Below are 14,837 nucleotides of genomic sequence, written 5' to 3' on the forward strand. Positions count from 1 at the left end.
TTCGGAATAACGTGGCATGAATGCTCCCATGCCGCCCCTGATTGGTTAAATTCAGGCGAAATCGCCAACTGGACAACTAGGCTGACAGAGGGGGGAAGCAGCAAGGGCTACTCTCGGACAAGTTAGGACGCTCAATCTGGCAGCCCTTCGAACTCTGGCACCTCCCCTAACCTCTCATCCCAAACTGCTTTACTGGATGAAAAGATGTGACCTGTTGGCGCCATAGCGATGTCAGTGTCCAAGCACCCAGAAGGCACAACGAGCAAACCTCCGATCAAACTGTTTGGCAATGCTGACAGACTCCGAACCCCTCAATATGAATATACTCATTGCCATTGATATCGGAACAGCGCGTAGAAAATTCCCCGTTGTAGATTTCCTCGAATGTACCGCTTCTTGTGTTGGGAGATCCAGACACAGCCAAGCAGAGACCCGGTTTCATGCCCTTAGTGAAACAGATGATGGGAGGCTACTCCACATCACATTTACATTAAGGCAGAACGGTACACTGACTCGCATGATTTCAGCTCGCGACATGCCCTATCAATCACTGATCAAGGCTTGGCTTGCGGACGAGGTGAACAACAACCGTCGGGTATGAGGTGCTAGCGCTTAGATAAACGGCTAAATTTGGTGGCAGTTTTTTGCGTATTTTTACAAAAAAGATGACAGCACATTTTGTCCGTTTGGGCTTCTTGTTATACGATTTTCTCCAACTTTCTACAAGCTCATTTTAAGCACCACTACTTTTAAGCTGGCTTAGTGCACTTGTTTTTAGATATGCTATTTAACTTTTTCACCAATTGCCTTGCACTAAAAGCATCATAATTAAATACACTAGTTCCAGTGTATCTTTGAAGCCTTGCAGCATAGACATTGTTTACCGTTTCAATATCTATTCTATAAATGTTTGGATCTGTATTTAAACGGAAATTAATTTTACAATTAATTAAATTCTGGTTTCGCCAGCCCCATGGTGGTTCAGTAGCAAGTTTTTCGATGAGAGTTACAACTTCGTATACCTGAATTTCCGACAAGTATATTTTATCTTCACCTACTTCGATAAACACTTCTAACCCTTCAGAATATTGAATTAAAGCTATATCTGATGGAGAATAATACAACGACTTATGACGTATCACAGTTACGATCAGAATCACTGCAATTAAAATTGGAAACGCTAGTACGCAATACAGGATTTTTTTAAAAATTCGATTCATTCTTTACTCGTATAAAGCCAAAATTAAGCCGTGTAGCGAACCAGCGTGGACTTGATTGGTTGGTTATATGTTTTTGTTTGATGGTGAAAATATTGAGTAATTTCCATTAGCTTTAGCAATAAGTTCTCCATTGCAAAATATAGCTGACTCCATGTTAGCCACAGATTTTCCTCTGTTGATTACATTAGTTTCGCAGACAATTTGTCCTTCATAAACCGCGCGGTAGTAGTTTATTTTTATTTCTATCGTTGCACAGATTTGACCTTCTTGGAGACTTGGGTAAAGAGCTGCTCCCATCCCAGTATCCGCAAGTGAGTAAATGACTGCACCATGCACTACTTTATGGGGATTAAGCAACTTTTCGCAGATATCTATAGAACAGGTGCTTCTACCATTTTTTTGCATCTCTATTTTTAGACCTACTAAATCGGCGAAAGGGTGATACACTATTCTTACTCCTTACACATAACGCAGCCAACACGCGCAGATTTTTAGTGAATGCGAAGCCGCAACGAAAAAGCTGTCGCTGTGCTTGGCCTTGTTAACTTTTACAGCGGCGCACTAGAAAAATTCACGATACTATTCCCGTACTTATTTATAGCTCGCTCTTTCATAGGATTAAGCAACAGACGCAACTCAATTAGGTCATTTCCGATATCCGCCATTTCGTCTTCGTCATTCGAGCTTTCACATATAGCACTCATTTTTCCTTCCTTTTCGATAAGTGCTTCAAGAACGATCTTTAACTCCGATTGCGATAAGTCTAGACTAAAATTACTCATACGGCTTTACCTTCCTTTTTGAAAACGCAGTTGGCTTTTAGAGCCACCTCTTCAAGCAGCCCCTTATACTTGTCTATTGGCATGTTCTGAGTGGGAGCTATGCAGTAGTAATGCGGTTTATCTTGCACCAGCTTGAGTCCAAAAGGGGGGGTTGAGTATTCGGAGGGAAACGCCAAACCCAGCCGGTCATGGGTGATTCGTTTATTCCGGCCTTGTCAAATGCGCTAATGCCTTTACCGTTTGCCCGAATAGCTGTAATACCATTGATCTCGATAGTATCTACGTCCTTCAAACGAACGTTAGAAAGCCGAGAGCTACTGGAATTTCCGAGCCGGAAAAGCTCTTCTGGAAGGATGAAAAACTTTTTGGAAACATGTAAATCTCCTTATTTACGATTGAAATTTAACGCTGAACCACAGTGGCGTCCGGTGGCCCTAGGCCAGTGTCCGGTTGACCACCTCGTTAATGGCCGCTCACCACCGTGGTTGAGCCTGACACCAAATGCCGCATGCCCTCTCCCGGACAGTTTGCACCAACTCGACGGATGGCGACAGGAACCAAAACACAAAAGATGCCGACTCGATTACCGTTTGTGACGGACGGCCCCACGACTGGGGCACGCCATAAATACCAACACCGCTGACCGTTTTGACAACCAAACCAGACAGCGAATTTTCCGGCCTTTGCAATCACCAGAGTTAACGGGCTTTACACCCAAAATTGATGCCAAGGCCCTTGCACCGCGTCAGGCAAAAAACCAAAAGTGCCTGGCTATTAACACCGTGGTAAGCCGCCGGGACAGAGCGCAGCGGAGTACCGCGCACTGATGCTGCTTGTTAAATTTGGGCACTATGACCAAAATCACTCCCACCCCCACACCAGTCACAACATTTGGCTCACGACGAAAAAGCCAACAGCGAAGTAGATAAAGATGAAGCTATAGTACAAGAGCGGGCTGTCTTGTCTCGTGTAAAAATTCGATCGCAGGCCTCGAGAGCCAGCAATCACTTTCCCACTGACCAATCCCCAAACGCCAACCCCAATCGAGATAATTCCAAGCAGCATCAACAATGGTTTAGACATCTATCTGTTTCCCAAGCACACCGATGACTTTGAAGCAGCGAAGCGGAGACGAAGGCATCCGAGTGCGGCGACTGGTTAAATTACTATCGTTCAACTTCAAGCCATGCCATACGCGGAGAATAATGATGGCACTGGCATGAAGCGTGAAAGCTCGGCCGCGGGCTGCTCTTCTTGATATTCTTGTGCCGCAATCCAAGAGCTGCTGCACAGTTCAAGCTTGACGACGAAACCTGCCCTTCATCCGCAAGCCGTCGCGCATGTTAAAGCCAAGAAGCGTGATGTTTGCTGCGCCAGCGAGTAGTTCGACTGCCTGCACCGTGTAGAATGCAGCATCAAGTTCGCCGTTGCCTGCCTTGTGGGCAAGAAACAGCGCCGCCGGGATGAGAACCAGGATGCCGTTCGCGGCGATCATTAGCATACGCTTGGCTTTAGCTTCGACGAGCCCGCCCCTGCGTCCCTTGGACAGGGTGAAGCCTGACCCTCCAACCGCAGCTAGTGCTGGCACCAAGAGGAGGAACCCCCACGGGATGGCGGTCTTCACCACCACAACGGTCGCCTCCGAGGCGAAGAGCTCCGATAGGGCCGTCGACAGCCAGAAGATCGTAACGGTGACGAGGGCCACCGCGCCTGCTACAGGATGAATGATCTTAATCATACTGGGTACCTAATATGACAGCATGTTGTCAGTATAGCATCACATACAATCGTCCAGATTGACAACACCATGTCAATCCGAAAACATAGCCTCCATGACGACTAAAAGATCTACTGGCGGGAACGCCCTAACTGAACTGATCCTCACCATGTTCAGGGTCAACAACCGAACCTTGGCTTGGGGCGACCGGCTTGTCGGCCCCCTCGGGCTGACAAGCTCGCGGTGGCAGGTTCTGGGTGCCATCGTGTTCGCTGACCGGCCTCAGCCCGTGGCCTGGCTTGCCCGCGACCTCGGAGCGAGCCGCCAGAACGTACAGCGGATCATCAACAACCTGCACAAAGAAGGGATCGTCACTTTTGAGCCGAATCCGCATCACCGGCGTGCGCAACTGGTGGTTCTGACCGAGAAGGGGCAACAGACATACGATGCCGCCATTCAGGAGTACGATCCCCAAGCAAATAAGCTTGCCAGAGGGTTGTCTGTCAAAGACATCGAAACGGCCCACCGCGTACTGATGGCGCTCCATAAAAAGCTTGAAGAGGAAGGAGGCGATGAAAGGCAGGCCTGATTACAGCGGATTCTACTTAGGCAAAGCTATCGCGGAAGATTGGCCGCCTATTGCAGCAGTTGCGCGGGCTTTTTCGCGTCGACTGCCTGTGATTTTTAATATTTATTTAAGCTTTTTTACTTCTTCTCCTTAGCCTAGCGCGATAATACTCAACTTGATAGATGAGAAACTCCTCCAAGATCAATATGCCAGCAGGTCGTAAACTAAATTTCTTTTCTTGCAGATAAAATTCGTTCATTTTGTAATGAAGATTATTTTTGTAATAAATATGTAAGTAGCTTGTTTTTGAGTATTGACCAAAAACACTTCTAACCTTGACAGAACGGATATCGGAATATCGGATTTTATATGTTTTATTTGGAAATATTATTGATGGAAACTTGATGCACTCTGTGTTGGCGGTAACTTTGTTATTCTTATATGGTGCAACAACACACACAAAAATAAATAACGCCATCCCTATATTTAAAAACAAAATAACTTCTTTGGAAATAGGGTTTATGTCAAATAAAATTCCGTTAAAGAAAGCTATGATAGATGATGCTAGTGATATAAATACGAAACGATGTACTTTAGTAATGCGGCAATAAACTGTTTCAAGCTCAGCTTTCTTAATACGCTCTATCAACTTCTTTCTTTCAAAATTGATTCTTTCAGGTCCTGAAATGACCGGAGATGAATCTCTGTAATTCGAACTGACTGTGGCTTTTTCTGGTGGAGGCAGTACAAATTTTGCTTTATTTTCCATAGCTTGAATTCTCTTAACGCTCCGCTAATGTGCGCCGCCAGTGGCGTCACCTTTGAGCGGCTTGTATAAGCCAAGGGCCTCTTCCTCTGCGGACAAGATTTTATCTTTTCGGCGAGCCTGATCTTCCCATTTGGTAAGTAGAGCTTCGTAACGAACGGCCAATTCTTGCTGCTTATCGAGAAGGGCATCAGTTTCTTCAGTTTGTCTGTCATAATCGGCAATTTGACGCTCATAATCCTCTTGTTGCTGAGCGTAATCGGCGTCGAACGTCTCATAGTCGATTTTGAGATTCTCAAGCTCGTCTTTGAGACTGTCGAGCTCCCCACTGTTGTCAGAGCCACAACCTGACAAAGCGACTGCGCCGACCAGAACGAGATACTTCATTTGATACTCCTTTGCTTATAACGAGATTGTCTCATGAAGACTATTCATGACCTCAAAATCCAAACCTTTCCAAGCTCGCCATTCATCATGAAGAGTGAGATATAATAAAGCTAAAACTGTTTCATCGGTTTTATCTTCATCTATATCCATATTACGTTTTACCCGATGCTGTAACAGGTTATACGAGGTCAGCCTCACAATGTGAGCATTTACCCGAGGTTACTGATATATACGATTTTGAAGCTAAGTACGCTTGTTTTTTACATTGTGGACAACAAAATCTAGATAATCTTGAGTCCAAGTGTAAATTTACTATTAACGCAATAATTAGAAATGGCACAAGCAGTGCCCATATTTCTGATGCAACAACTAAGATAAATAGTATGGCTAATATAGCACTCCAAATAAAAAGTTGAACTCTTGCTTGTGTAAGATGCTTAGTTTTATTCATAACCTTTTCATATAACGCTGCCAACACGCGCAGCTTTGTAGTGAAGGCGAAGCCGCAACGAAAAAGCTGTCGCTGTGCTTGGCCTTGTTAGGGCTATTACGATATAGTTGTACGGAGTTTCCGTACGTAATGGTGAAATTATGGATATCGTCAGTGTAAACAAATTCAGAGACAACCTGAAAAGCCTTGTAGAGCAGGTTGTTAGCAGACACGAACCCATTAAGGTGACGCGTCGCGCCGGAGCAGCGTTCGTGATTATGAGTGCTGAGGACTGGGAAAGAGAACAAGAAACACTGCATGTTCTTCAGAACCGAGACCTGATGCAACAAATTGCAGCCTCCCTTGATACTCACAATCGTAGCCAAGGATACACACCGAATGATGAGCAGATGAATGAGATCACTGGTATTTGAGGGCAACACTTGGGAGGCGTATGAAAAGATGCGCGAGAAGGACAAGAACCTGCACAAAGCCCTCCGAAAACTGCTGAAAGAAATGCTTCGCTCTGAAGACCCATCGACTGGCATGGGCAAACCGGAGTCGCTTAAACATAACCTGTCGGGTTTATGGTCCAAGCGCATTTCGCAGAAAGATAGGCTCATATACCGATTCGATGATAGATACATTTATATTTTCGCCATTGGTGGGCACTACGACCAACCCTAACGTCTTGGCTCACGCGCCGGTTTGGAGCCGCGAAGCGGCGGAAAACCGGTTGCTGTGCAGCCGTTTGTTATGTTCTCTTTGAGGTGCTAGATTGTGTATAAAAGTCGAATACCATACACATAGGTGCATCATGAGAACTAACATAGTCATTGACGACCAGTTAATGGCCGAAGCCCTCAAAGCCTCCGGTTACGAAACCAAAAAAGAGGCCGTCGAGCAAGGCCTGAAACTTCTGGTCCAGCTTAGCAAGCAGCAGGAAATTCGGAAGTTGCGTGGCAAGATCAAGTGGGAAGGCGATTTGGACGAAATGCGAGCTGCCCGATGATCCTGGTAGACACTAGCGTTTGGATCGACTATTTCAATGGAGTCGACAACCCGCAAACTAATCTGCTGGATGCTTCGATAGTCCAAGGTTCGGTTGCTATTGGAGACCTCATATTTTTGGAAATCCTCCAAGGCATCCGCAATGACAAACAATATCGCCAAACCAAGCAAAGCCTGCTTGCTCTGGATCAGTATGAAATGTTTGGCAAAGAAATGGCAGCTAAGTGCGCCGACAACTATCGAGCGCTCCGAAAAAAAGGCATCACGATCAGAAAAACTGCCGACGTGATCATCGCGACATTCTGCATAGAGAAAGAGCTGCCCCTGCTGTTTTTGGATCGCGACTTCATCCCCTTTGTTGATCACCTTGGACTTGAGCCTGCTCTGAGAGAAACATAACGCCTGCATAAACGGCGCCCGACTAGGGCGTCCGGTGGAGGCCCATCGGGCCGGAACGAATTTAATGCACTGGTTATGTGGTGGCGGCTCACCTTGGCAGACCCTCAAACTTTGGCACATCCTCCAACCGCTCATCCCAAACGGCTTTGCTGGATGAGAAAATATGCGCCGTAGGCAATATCGTTATTTGAGAGTCCAAACACCCTGCCGGAACAACAAGCAAACCCGCGACCTGCGTATTTGGCAATGCTGAACCACACAACTTACAAAAGCTCTTGTTATGACGAGTGCCTGGAAGCGTAAAGGAAGCTACAGCATCTGCTCCCGATTGCCAGACCAATTTAGCGGAATGCGAGAATAGATTTGCCGCATGAGCCGAACCTGTGTCTTTTTGGCAATGCTGACAATGGCACAGGTAGAAGCTATCGAAATCACCTTTTACCTGAAAACTCACTGCGCCACACAGACAAGAACCGAAATGATCAGTCATTAGAACCCCTTCCGTGGCCTAAAGGTGAAATCCACATAACGCCTGCAGCATGCGCGCCTATGAAATGGAGCCGAAGGCGCAATGTAGTAGGCGTCGCCGTGCCTGCACTTGATACTGATTGAGCCTTCTCCCCAGCCCGGCGGTTACCCGCTAAGCTGGAAGGCGACCAAGCACAACAAGGGAGAAGACTCATGAACTTTTACCATAGCACTCACCGTCATTATTGTGGAATCGATCTACACGCTCGCAGTCTGTACGTCTGCATCCTCGACCAGCAAGGCGAGGTGTTGTTGCACAAAGAAATCAAGGCCCGACCTGAACCGTTACTGGCACTGCTCGAACCCTTTCGAGATGACCTTGTGGTTGGCGTTGAATGCATGCACTGCTGGTACTGGATCTCGGATCTGTGTGAAGAACACGGCATCCACTTTATCCTGGGCCATGCGCTTTACATGAAGGCCATCCACGGCGGCAAATCCAAGAATGACCGCATCGACTCCTTCAAGATTGCGATGCTCATGCGTGGTGGTAATTTCCCTCTGGCCTATGTCTATCCTAAGAAGATGCGTGCCACACGCGACTTGTTGCGACGCCGCACCCGCATTGTCCAGCATGGTGCCATGCTCAAAGCCCACGTCGTCAACACCGTGAGCCAGTACAATCTGCCGCCAAGCAAAGCCAACCTCAACAATCCGGGCGGCCGGTCACAACTCACCTCGGCCTTTAGCGATCCAGACGTTCAACGCAACGTAGATCTGGATCTTGCGATTGTCGACAGCTATCAGCACGAGCTCAAAAAGCTTGAATGGCATCTGGAACAGCAAGCCAAACAACATGATCCCGCCTCACTCACTGTGCTGAAAACCATTCCGGGCGTAGGCCGTATTCTGGCGCTGACGATTCTTTACGAAGTTGGCGATATTCAACGCTTCGAATCCGTTCAGAAATTTGCCTCCTACGCGCGTCTGGTGAAGTGCAAAGCGGAGTCTGCCGGCAAGGTCTATGGCACTCAGGGCAACAAAATTGGTAATGCCCATCTGAAGTGGGCCTTCTCCGAAGCCGCCGTGCTGTTTATCCGTAACAACGACAAGGCCAAGCGTTATATCGAAAAGCTTCAGAAACGCATGAACAAACCCAAAGCCCTGTCTGCGCTGGCCCACAAATTGGGACGGGCAGCTTACTTCATGCTCAAAGACAAGAGGGTGTTCGATGAACAGCGATTCTTGAAAGGTTAGTCACGCCACGGGCTGAGCATGACGTCTAACTGGATCAGAGAGGATGACTGTGAAGACTGCGAGTCCGCTGACTGGTACCCGATACCCAAGCAGTTCTCTGTCACCGATGTTGAAGCCAGAGCGACTTGATTAGCCAGCCCGTGGGCGTGCTTTAATACCATGAGCCAGTGCGCTTACACCGGTCCTGAGCCTGAAACTAACTGGAGCCCTGCAGCCCGACGCTTGAATAGCGCCAGTGACCGGTTAACCGATGAATGTCTGGTGCCCCTGATCCACTGAAGGAACGACCGGTCAGGCAGTGGCCTAAAGCCACGTAAGAGAGCCCCTATATGTGTTTGCTGTAAGTGCCTGACAGCTCGACGAGACTAGCGAAGCAGGCGTTCTCGCTCATGGGTTTAGATTGGCCGCTGGCGCGGCCAAAAAAATGACTATTGCCTATTGATTCAGAGAAGGCTCATATGTGTTATGTGTTTGGCTTCACTAGTTTAATGGCATACACCTTGCAACACTTAATTTTTAACTAATGATACTAGGGGCTAACCATGCAAATTGGAAGTGCAATAGCGACTTCAGCTATAACACCAACACAAAAAAGCGGCAACAATATGCCGCCCCAAACAACGATGACTGGCAACACACAATCCAACCAACCGCTAGCTCGTGAACTTGCCGAAACATTTGACCCAAAGAATATGAACTACAACGAGTCAATGGCTCTTGCCAGCGCCTTAATGAAAGCTGGCGAGGGTGATTTAAGCTCAGCATTCCTCCCCCCGCCACTTCTAAAGGTTAATAGTGATGGGAGTGTAATCGACACAACTGGAACGCCGGAAGCGGATGCTAAAATGAATAATAAATTCAACATGTTCGAAACGCTTACAGCTAGAATTGACTTTAATAAAAGTATGAATTTGCCAACAGACTTACTTGAGGATGCTTATTCCTTTTTAGAGAAAGTTCAAGTCGCCCGTAACACGCCGAGTATCAATGAGTACACATAACGCCTAAATAACAGGAAAATTGAGTTGGACGCTTTTTTGCGGTTCTTTGCAAAAAATCGGCAAACTCTATTTTTCCTAGTTTATTTTCTTGTTATGTGTGTCTAGCAGAACACTCACAACACTGTTGGCACAAATTTCGCTTGATAATTGAAAACTTATTATTTTAGAGGCTAAAATGCAAATTACCAGTACTACTTATATGACTCCGGCAAAAGAAGCATATAAAACCGGCAATTCTTTGCCGGACAATAAAACCCAAAGTGCTATGGTTGCGCAAGAAGTATCCTCTATACATGAATTAGCCCAATATATAGACCCAAGTAATATGTCTCGAAATGAAGCTGCCATATTATCTGGTGCATTATTTCCCGATGAACCTAGTGCGACTTTTGGTGCACAAGCCCTTATACTAGTAAATGATAATGGTACACTACGGAATGCAACTAAATCAGACGCAATCATGAATGAAAAATTTGATATGTTCGAGTCGATAAAAGGGCAAATGGAATTTAATCAGCAACGTGGTATATCAAATGACAACTTAGAGCTTGCTCAAGATTATTTACATAAATTGCAAATAGCAAAAACCTCTCCGTCAGTTAACATATACACATAACGAGGCTGTAGAAAAACCCAAAAATGAGCGAGTATTCCACCGCCTACGATCTCTAGTTTTTCAGCCAGCCAGTTCGCCTGACCATTTCCAGTTTTCGGATTGATTGCCCTTTATAGCCCCCAATCCCGATATTTCAGTGTTCAGGCGTCCGTAACCTTGTGCCTAAGGGGTATTTCTGGAGGGCTTGCTCCTCCGGTCATGCCGCCATCCGCCCATAATTAGCCAGCTTCTCAATATTGTGTACCAAGCAGTACAACTGCCACTGGCCCTGCACCTTCTTCTTGCCCCTGAGACTGAACCGGTTCAGCCGTTTGTTGGTGCCAATGTTGCCGAACACGGGTTCCACCACCGACATGCGATGACTGTAAATCTCTTTACCTTTAGGGCTATCCACCCGATGCTTCATCCAGTCGGTGTAGCTCGGCCGATGATTGCGCTCTAGTGCAAAAGTCACTTGCCTACCACTGCCTTTGCGGTGGTCAGCCGACGCCGGGTTTTGCATGCACTGGTGCTTTTTGGGGCAATGACGACACTGCAGCAAGCGGCCTTTGAAGTGGGCACGGGTGACACCATTCCCATCCGTGCGAGTCGCCTCATAATGAAGTTCTTGCCCTGCCGGGCAGATACAGGTGAGTGTGACCGGATCGAACTGGAATTCACGGGCCGGGATGATCTCTTTCCAGCCTGTGTCTGGCTGGTTCTGGTGACGCTTGCCGTATTTGTCTTTCTGATGCGCGAACTTGGGATCCCGGCTGCGGAACCGGTTGTCCGGAATGTAGCCGTTGATCTGCCGTTCATGCAGGTACTTCATATTGGCTTCGTTGGCGAAGCCGGTGTCGGCGGTTACTACAGTGCCTTGCTGGTAGATGTTGTCCGCGATGCCCAGTTTCTTGAATCGGGCTTCGACACTTTCCAGGACCGGTTGCAGAGTGTGGTGTTCCTGGCCTTCGCCGAAGGCTTGAGCGTCGATGATGATCTGGTGTTTCTTGTCCACGGTGGCCACGCCGTTATAGCCCTGAATCGTGCCCTTGCTGGTGGTCATCTTGCCGCTTTCGTTATCGGTGATGTTGCTTTTCACTTCCTTGCGTCGTTTCCCCTGGCCCATCCTTGGGCTGCTCGTCTTTAGGAAGCGGTCCACTTTCTGCAAGGACTCGTCCAGAGAGAGAACCGTCTTCGCACGGCGGATATCCCGGTCCAGCTCGGCCTCGGTTTCCGCCTCGTCCCGCTCGTGGTGTTCTTTCAGATGGTGGCGGATGAGTCGTTTGAGCTTCTGGCGTTTCTCCTCCAGCTCTTTAAAGGTTCCAGACCATTCCTTGGCGGCATTGGAGGACATCTTGCAACCGTCGATGGCAAACAGTTCGTGGCCCAGCAAGCCCTGTTCATCACAGACCAGCAGTACCTGTTCGAACAGTTCCTCAATCTCATCAGCATGGCTGCTGACAAACTTGGCCAAGGTCGTGAAATGGGGCACCGTGTCGCAGGACAGGGCTTTAAAGATGATGTTGGTCTCGCAGCACCACTGGATCTCGCGGCTGGAGGTGATGCCCTTGGAGTAAGCAAACAGAATGATCTTCAGGAGAATGGCGGGATCGTAGGCCGTGCGGCCTGTGTCGTCGTTGCGGTACTTGGGGTGAAACACCGACAGATCCAGCTTGTGCTCAATCAGGTAATGAACGGCGTATTCAAACGTGCCGGGCTGAAGTTGTTCCTGATAGTTGATCACGACCATGGCATCCTGATCGTAGTTGTAGTGCTTGAAGCGGGGCATGCCGACGGCTCCTTGTCTGTTTGCTCAATGCTACCAAAAACCATCCGTTTTGGGGTTTTTCTACAGCCTCAACGCCTTGCTCAACGGCGTAGTATATTTGGCGGTTTTTATGCGGCTCTTTGCATAAAAAGTGACAAATATACGGAGTCCGTTGCAGCTTTTTGTTAGGGGTTTAATTCACTTCGGACTTTAGAATGCTACTCCGAAGTTGCTCATTCCCTAACACGCTTTTTAGTTAATTTCGGATATTGTTACTTTCTCCGAGGTCTCTTATTCCCGTGATTCCATTTAGAATTTTACTCCATGCCATCCATTTTGCACGATGACCTGAGCGAAGAAACTAAACCTTATTCTAAATCTTTCATATGGGCTGCCCCACAATTAAAGCGTATTAATTTACGGCACCTTCACACGTTAACTTTTGCTTTTAACACGGGCTAACCTTTGCAGTTTTGCTTCACTGCGGCGCACTCTTTTTGACGCTTAGGCTGACGTAACTATATGGCTTTAAGACCCCTAACGCTTTGCTAAGCGGAAAATAATGGTTGGCTATAATCGCGAAGCGATGGCCAACTGTTATTTTTCCGTTTAAGCAACTTGTTAGGCTTTTATTCTGATTTGTTTGCTATTTTTTGTAGATTTTCGTGAATTTTAAATAAAACTATTAGCAACTCACACCAAATTCTTGAACCAATTGCTCCACCAATAATTATACCTAAGCCAGCTAAAACACCACCGCCATATTGAGTAAACATTGTGCCTAAACCTGAAATTAAACAGCCTAGAAGCATAAGCCAATAAACAAAAGTGATAATTTTAGGGGTTAGCATTGAGTCGAAGAAAAAAATATCTTTCACGAGTAAATCCTTTTTATTATAAATAACTCCAATATAAATATACGCTAGGCTAGCGGAGTTTTTGAAAGCCTAACAGCAATTGGATCGATGTCTCAGTGATTGCGAAAATTTGACCGCTTCGTTATTACGGATTTTTCGAACCCCTGCGCACCAATCAAAAACACGTAAAACAAAAGCTTAGCTCAGTTCTTAGAAGCCTACCACGTAATCATTTGACTTCTGTGATCTGCGCCACCAATAATACTGTCTAAATATGGCTCTTCACTTATCTGTGTGGGTCAGGTGCCATTGGCAGTCCGCCATAGTGAAATAGAATCGCCCGCTTGAACCTCTCCTTGTTCCGGAACCCCCGGGATCGGACCTTTAACGCTCGAACCTGTCCATTGATCGCTTCCGCAAGGGCATTTGAAGCTCGGAAACGCATAGCGTTGAGGATCCCAAATAGCTTGGTTTCGATCTGATTTGCTGTGGAGCTCAGAGCTCGAACTTCAGTGAGTCGAGCCATGTGGATCCATTCTTTCCACGCCGCTCGGGCGCCTTTGACCCGGTAGCCTCGCCAGATATCTCGCGCTTTCTCCTTGAGATACCACACTAAACCGGTGTCTTTGAGAGCGCCGGACAAATATTTGATCTGTTGTATCTGCTGTTCTTTAAGGCTCTTGCGATGGCGTAGCCAGGTGTATCGGCTTCGATGGATCTCCTTCCGCATCGAATGATCCGCACGTGCCATGTCAGCTTTGCGAGTGGCATCAAGCGTTCGGGTCAGCATTTGCGCGACGTGGAAATGGTCGAAGGCGATCTTCCGGTGGGCTTTCTCGATATGCTCAAATGTCGCCTTCTGATAGGCCGGACTCATATCCATGGAGATAGACAGAATCGACCGCTTACGAGACGCATCCAGAGTGGCGTAAAAGCGCCCAAGACTACCAGAGGACCGACCGTCCTCCACGGCCAAAACCTGACCCCGACCGTTAGAAACGATCGTTACATAGTCGTGCCCTTTACGAAATGCCGTCTCATCGACGGCTAGCCGTGACGTATCTCGGTCAGGAGCATTAGCCAGACCACGTCGCACAGCCCGTTCCATGATGTTGTCGATGGCAGTCCAGCTCAGGCGCAACTGCTTGCTGACCGCAGAGATTGAGGCTGCCCTGAGCCAGCTGATAACGAAGGCTTCAAATAGGAGTGTGTACCGGCTGTTCTGTTCAGCCCAAGGAACACTGATCGTCAGACAGCCATGCTCGGGACACTGCACACGAGGAACCTGAGCAACCACTTGCGTTCGGAACTGACAAGTATCGAGATGACGCCAACGACGTTCCCGCGAGTCGTAGCCCGGGCAGGCATCGCCACAGCGGGGGCAGACAAGCTTAGCGCCTTTGTCCAGACTGACCTGAACGACGACTTCTCCCTGACTCTTATCCAGTTCGACGCCTGATACAAGCCAAGGAGAGGACAGCCCTAGAATGTGTTCGTAGAGGGTGTATTGATCCAACGTTGGTCCCCATCCATTGAGTTAATCGGATGCGACAACAGTGACCAAAAGCAGCAGGAAAATAAAGGGTTACCCACCATGATAAGTGAAGACCC

The 14,837-nt window shown here is 47.6% G+C and carries 18 protein-coding genes; 8 read left to right on the forward strand and 10 right to left on the reverse strand.

Translation table 11 applies throughout. The features are described 5' to 3' along the window. Positions 1-749: 749 nt before the first annotated feature. From MWU62_RS18325 to MWU62_RS18340, 4 genes are all read right to left on the reverse strand, one after another. Complete coding sequence (locus MWU62_RS18325; RefSeq protein ID WP_247116199.1) at positions 750-1,220, reverse strand: hypothetical protein; 471 nt, start codon at positions 1,218-1,220, stop codon at positions 750-752. Positions 1,221-1,283: 63 nt separating this feature from the next. Next, complete coding sequence (locus MWU62_RS18330) at positions 1,284-1,667, reverse strand: PaaI family thioesterase (RefSeq protein ID WP_247116200.1); 384 nt, start codon at positions 1,665-1,667, stop codon at positions 1,284-1,286. Between the two features lie 101 nt (positions 1,668-1,768). Beyond that, complete coding sequence (locus MWU62_RS18335) at positions 1,769-2,002, reverse strand: hypothetical protein (RefSeq protein ID WP_247116201.1); 234 nt, start codon at positions 2,000-2,002, stop codon at positions 1,769-1,771. Between the two features lie 1,294 nt (positions 2,003-3,296). Then, the gene (locus MWU62_RS18340; RefSeq protein WP_247116202.1) at positions 3,297-3,740 is read right to left on the reverse strand and encodes a hypothetical protein; all 444 of its coding nucleotides are present in this window, start codon (positions 3,738-3,740) and stop codon (positions 3,297-3,299) included. 94 nt (positions 3,741-3,834) lie between these two features. Here MWU62_RS18340 and MWU62_RS18345 point away from each other — a divergent pair, with 94 nt between their 5' ends. Further along, positions 3,835-4,308: a MarR family winged helix-turn-helix transcriptional regulator gene (locus tag MWU62_RS18345; protein WP_247116203.1), complete on the forward strand. Its 474-nt coding sequence runs from the start codon at positions 3,835-3,837 to the stop codon at positions 4,306-4,308. A gap of 106 nt (positions 4,309-4,414) precedes the next feature. On the opposite strand, the gene MWU62_RS18350 is transcribed toward MWU62_RS18345, so the two are convergent. Next, positions 4,415-5,056: a hypothetical protein gene (locus MWU62_RS18350; protein WP_247116204.1), complete on the reverse strand. Its 642-nt coding sequence runs from the start codon at positions 5,054-5,056 to the stop codon at positions 4,415-4,417. A 24-nt stretch (positions 5,057-5,080) separates the two neighbouring features. Further along, positions 5,081-5,440, reverse strand: coding sequence for a hypothetical protein (locus MWU62_RS18355; protein WP_247116205.1), 360 nt, complete (start codon positions 5,438-5,440; stop codon positions 5,081-5,083). Between the two features lie 591 nt (positions 5,441-6,031). Between MWU62_RS18355 and MWU62_RS18360 the strand changes: the two genes are divergently transcribed. The 4 genes from MWU62_RS18360 to MWU62_RS18375 all read left to right on the forward strand — a co-directional run bounded on the left by MWU62_RS18360 (position 6,032) and on the right by MWU62_RS18375 (position 7,280). After that, positions 6,032-6,304, forward strand: coding sequence for a type II toxin-antitoxin system Phd/YefM family antitoxin (locus MWU62_RS18360; protein ID WP_247116206.1), 273 nt, complete (start codon positions 6,032-6,034; stop codon positions 6,302-6,304). After that, positions 6,285-6,557: a Txe/YoeB family addiction module toxin gene (locus MWU62_RS18365; protein ID WP_247116207.1), complete on the forward strand. Its 273-nt coding sequence runs from the start codon at positions 6,285-6,287 to the stop codon at positions 6,555-6,557. The genes MWU62_RS18360 and MWU62_RS18365 overlap by 20 nt, the downstream gene beginning before the upstream one ends. Positions 6,558-6,687: 130 nt before the next feature. Continuing rightward, entirely contained in the window at positions 6,688-6,882 is a 195-nt protein-coding gene (locus MWU62_RS18370) for a type II toxin-antitoxin system VapB family antitoxin (protein WP_200202180.1), read from the forward strand. Continuing rightward, positions 6,879-7,280, forward strand: a complete 402-nt coding sequence (locus tag MWU62_RS18375; protein WP_247116208.1) for a PIN domain nuclease — start codon at positions 6,879-6,881, stop codon at positions 7,278-7,280. Before MWU62_RS18370 ends, MWU62_RS18375 begins: the two co-directional genes overlap by 4 nt. Before the next feature lie 88 nt (positions 7,281-7,368). On the opposite strand, the gene MWU62_RS18380 is transcribed toward MWU62_RS18375, so the two are convergent. Then, positions 7,369-7,770, reverse strand: coding sequence for a GFA family protein (locus MWU62_RS18380; RefSeq protein WP_247116209.1), 402 nt, complete (start codon positions 7,768-7,770; stop codon positions 7,369-7,371). A 191-nt stretch (positions 7,771-7,961) separates the two neighbouring features. On the opposite strand from MWU62_RS18380, the gene MWU62_RS18385 reads away from it, so the two are divergent. The 3 genes from MWU62_RS18385 to MWU62_RS18395 all read left to right on the forward strand — a co-directional run bounded on the left by MWU62_RS18385 (position 7,962) and on the right by MWU62_RS18395 (position 10,622). Continuing rightward, the gene (locus tag MWU62_RS18385) at positions 7,962-9,005 is read left to right on the forward strand and encodes an IS110 family transposase (RefSeq protein WP_247116210.1); all 1,044 of its coding nucleotides are present in this window, start codon (positions 7,962-7,964) and stop codon (positions 9,003-9,005) included. A gap of 542 nt (positions 9,006-9,547) precedes the next feature. After that, positions 9,548-10,006 (forward strand): hypothetical protein, encoded by a 459-nt coding sequence (locus MWU62_RS18390; RefSeq protein WP_188927230.1) that lies wholly within the window; start codon positions 9,548-9,550, stop codon positions 10,004-10,006. A gap of 175 nt (positions 10,007-10,181) precedes the next feature. Beyond that, positions 10,182-10,622, forward strand: a complete 441-nt coding sequence (locus MWU62_RS18395; RefSeq protein ID WP_007991293.1) for a hypothetical protein — start codon at positions 10,182-10,184, stop codon at positions 10,620-10,622. Positions 10,623-10,818: 196 nt separating this feature from the next. Here the strand turns inward: MWU62_RS18395 and MWU62_RS18400 are convergent, their stop codons facing one another. The 3 genes from MWU62_RS18400 to MWU62_RS18410 form a co-directional block, all read right to left on the reverse strand. Next, entirely contained in the window at positions 10,819-12,390 is a 1,572-nt protein-coding gene (locus tag MWU62_RS18400; RefSeq protein ID WP_247116211.1) for an IS1182 family transposase, read from the reverse strand. Positions 12,391-12,998: 608 nt separating this feature from the next. After that, positions 12,999-13,247 (reverse strand): DUF4282 domain-containing protein, encoded by a 249-nt coding sequence (locus MWU62_RS18405; RefSeq protein ID WP_247116212.1) that lies wholly within the window; start codon positions 13,245-13,247, stop codon positions 12,999-13,001. Between the two features lie 265 nt (positions 13,248-13,512). Continuing rightward, entirely contained in the window at positions 13,513-14,742 is a 1,230-nt protein-coding gene (locus tag MWU62_RS18410) for an ISL3 family transposase (protein WP_247113278.1), read from the reverse strand. Positions 14,743-14,837 lie beyond the last annotated feature (95 nt).

This window comes from Marinobacter sp. S6332, from assembly GCF_023016045.1.
Classification (GTDB): domain Bacteria; phylum Pseudomonadota; class Gammaproteobacteria; order Pseudomonadales; family Oleiphilaceae; genus Marinobacter.

Excerpts from the sequence above, each read along its gene's own strand:
- MWU62_RS18395 (WP_007991293.1), top strand. The coding sequence starts at position 10,182 with ATGCAAATTACCAGTACTACTTATATGACTCCGGCAAAAGAAGCATAT.
- MWU62_RS18390 (WP_188927230.1), top strand. The coding sequence starts at position 9,548 with ATGCAAATTGGAAGTGCAATAGCGACTTCAGCTATAACACCAACACAA.
- MWU62_RS18355 (WP_247116205.1), bottom strand. The coding sequence starts at position 5,440 with ATGAAGTATCTCGTTCTGGTCGGCGCAGTCGCTTTGTCAGGTTGTGGC.
- MWU62_RS18385 (WP_247116210.1), top strand. The coding sequence starts at position 7,962 with ATGAACTTTTACCATAGCACTCACCGTCATTATTGTGGAATCGATCTA.
- MWU62_RS18340 (WP_247116202.1), bottom strand. The coding sequence starts at position 3,740 with ATGATTAAGATCATTCATCCTGTAGCAGGCGCGGTGGCCCTCGTCACC.
- MWU62_RS18350 (WP_247116204.1), bottom strand. The coding sequence starts at position 5,056 with ATGGAAAATAAAGCAAAATTTGTACTGCCTCCACCAGAAAAAGCCACA.
- MWU62_RS18400 (WP_247116211.1), bottom strand. The coding sequence starts at position 12,390 with ATGCCCCGCTTCAAGCACTACAACTACGATCAGGATGCCATGGTCGTG.
- MWU62_RS18375 (WP_247116208.1), top strand. The coding sequence starts at position 6,879 with ATGATCCTGGTAGACACTAGCGTTTGGATCGACTATTTCAATGGAGTC.
- MWU62_RS18365 (WP_247116207.1), top strand. The coding sequence starts at position 6,285 with ATGAGATCACTGGTATTTGAGGGCAACACTTGGGAGGCGTATGAAAAG.
- MWU62_RS18370 (WP_200202180.1), top strand. The coding sequence starts at position 6,688 with ATGAGAACTAACATAGTCATTGACGACCAGTTAATGGCCGAAGCCCTC.
- MWU62_RS18335 (WP_247116201.1), bottom strand. The coding sequence starts at position 2,002 with ATGAGTAATTTTAGTCTAGACTTATCGCAATCGGAGTTAAAGATCGTT.
- MWU62_RS18360 (WP_247116206.1), top strand. The coding sequence starts at position 6,032 with ATGGATATCGTCAGTGTAAACAAATTCAGAGACAACCTGAAAAGCCTT.
- MWU62_RS18325 (WP_247116199.1), bottom strand. The coding sequence starts at position 1,220 with ATGAATCGAATTTTTAAAAAAATCCTGTATTGCGTACTAGCGTTTCCA.
- MWU62_RS18345 (WP_247116203.1), top strand. The coding sequence starts at position 3,835 with ATGACGACTAAAAGATCTACTGGCGGGAACGCCCTAACTGAACTGATC.
- MWU62_RS18380 (WP_247116209.1), bottom strand. The coding sequence starts at position 7,770 with ATGACTGATCATTTCGGTTCTTGTCTGTGTGGCGCAGTGAGTTTTCAG.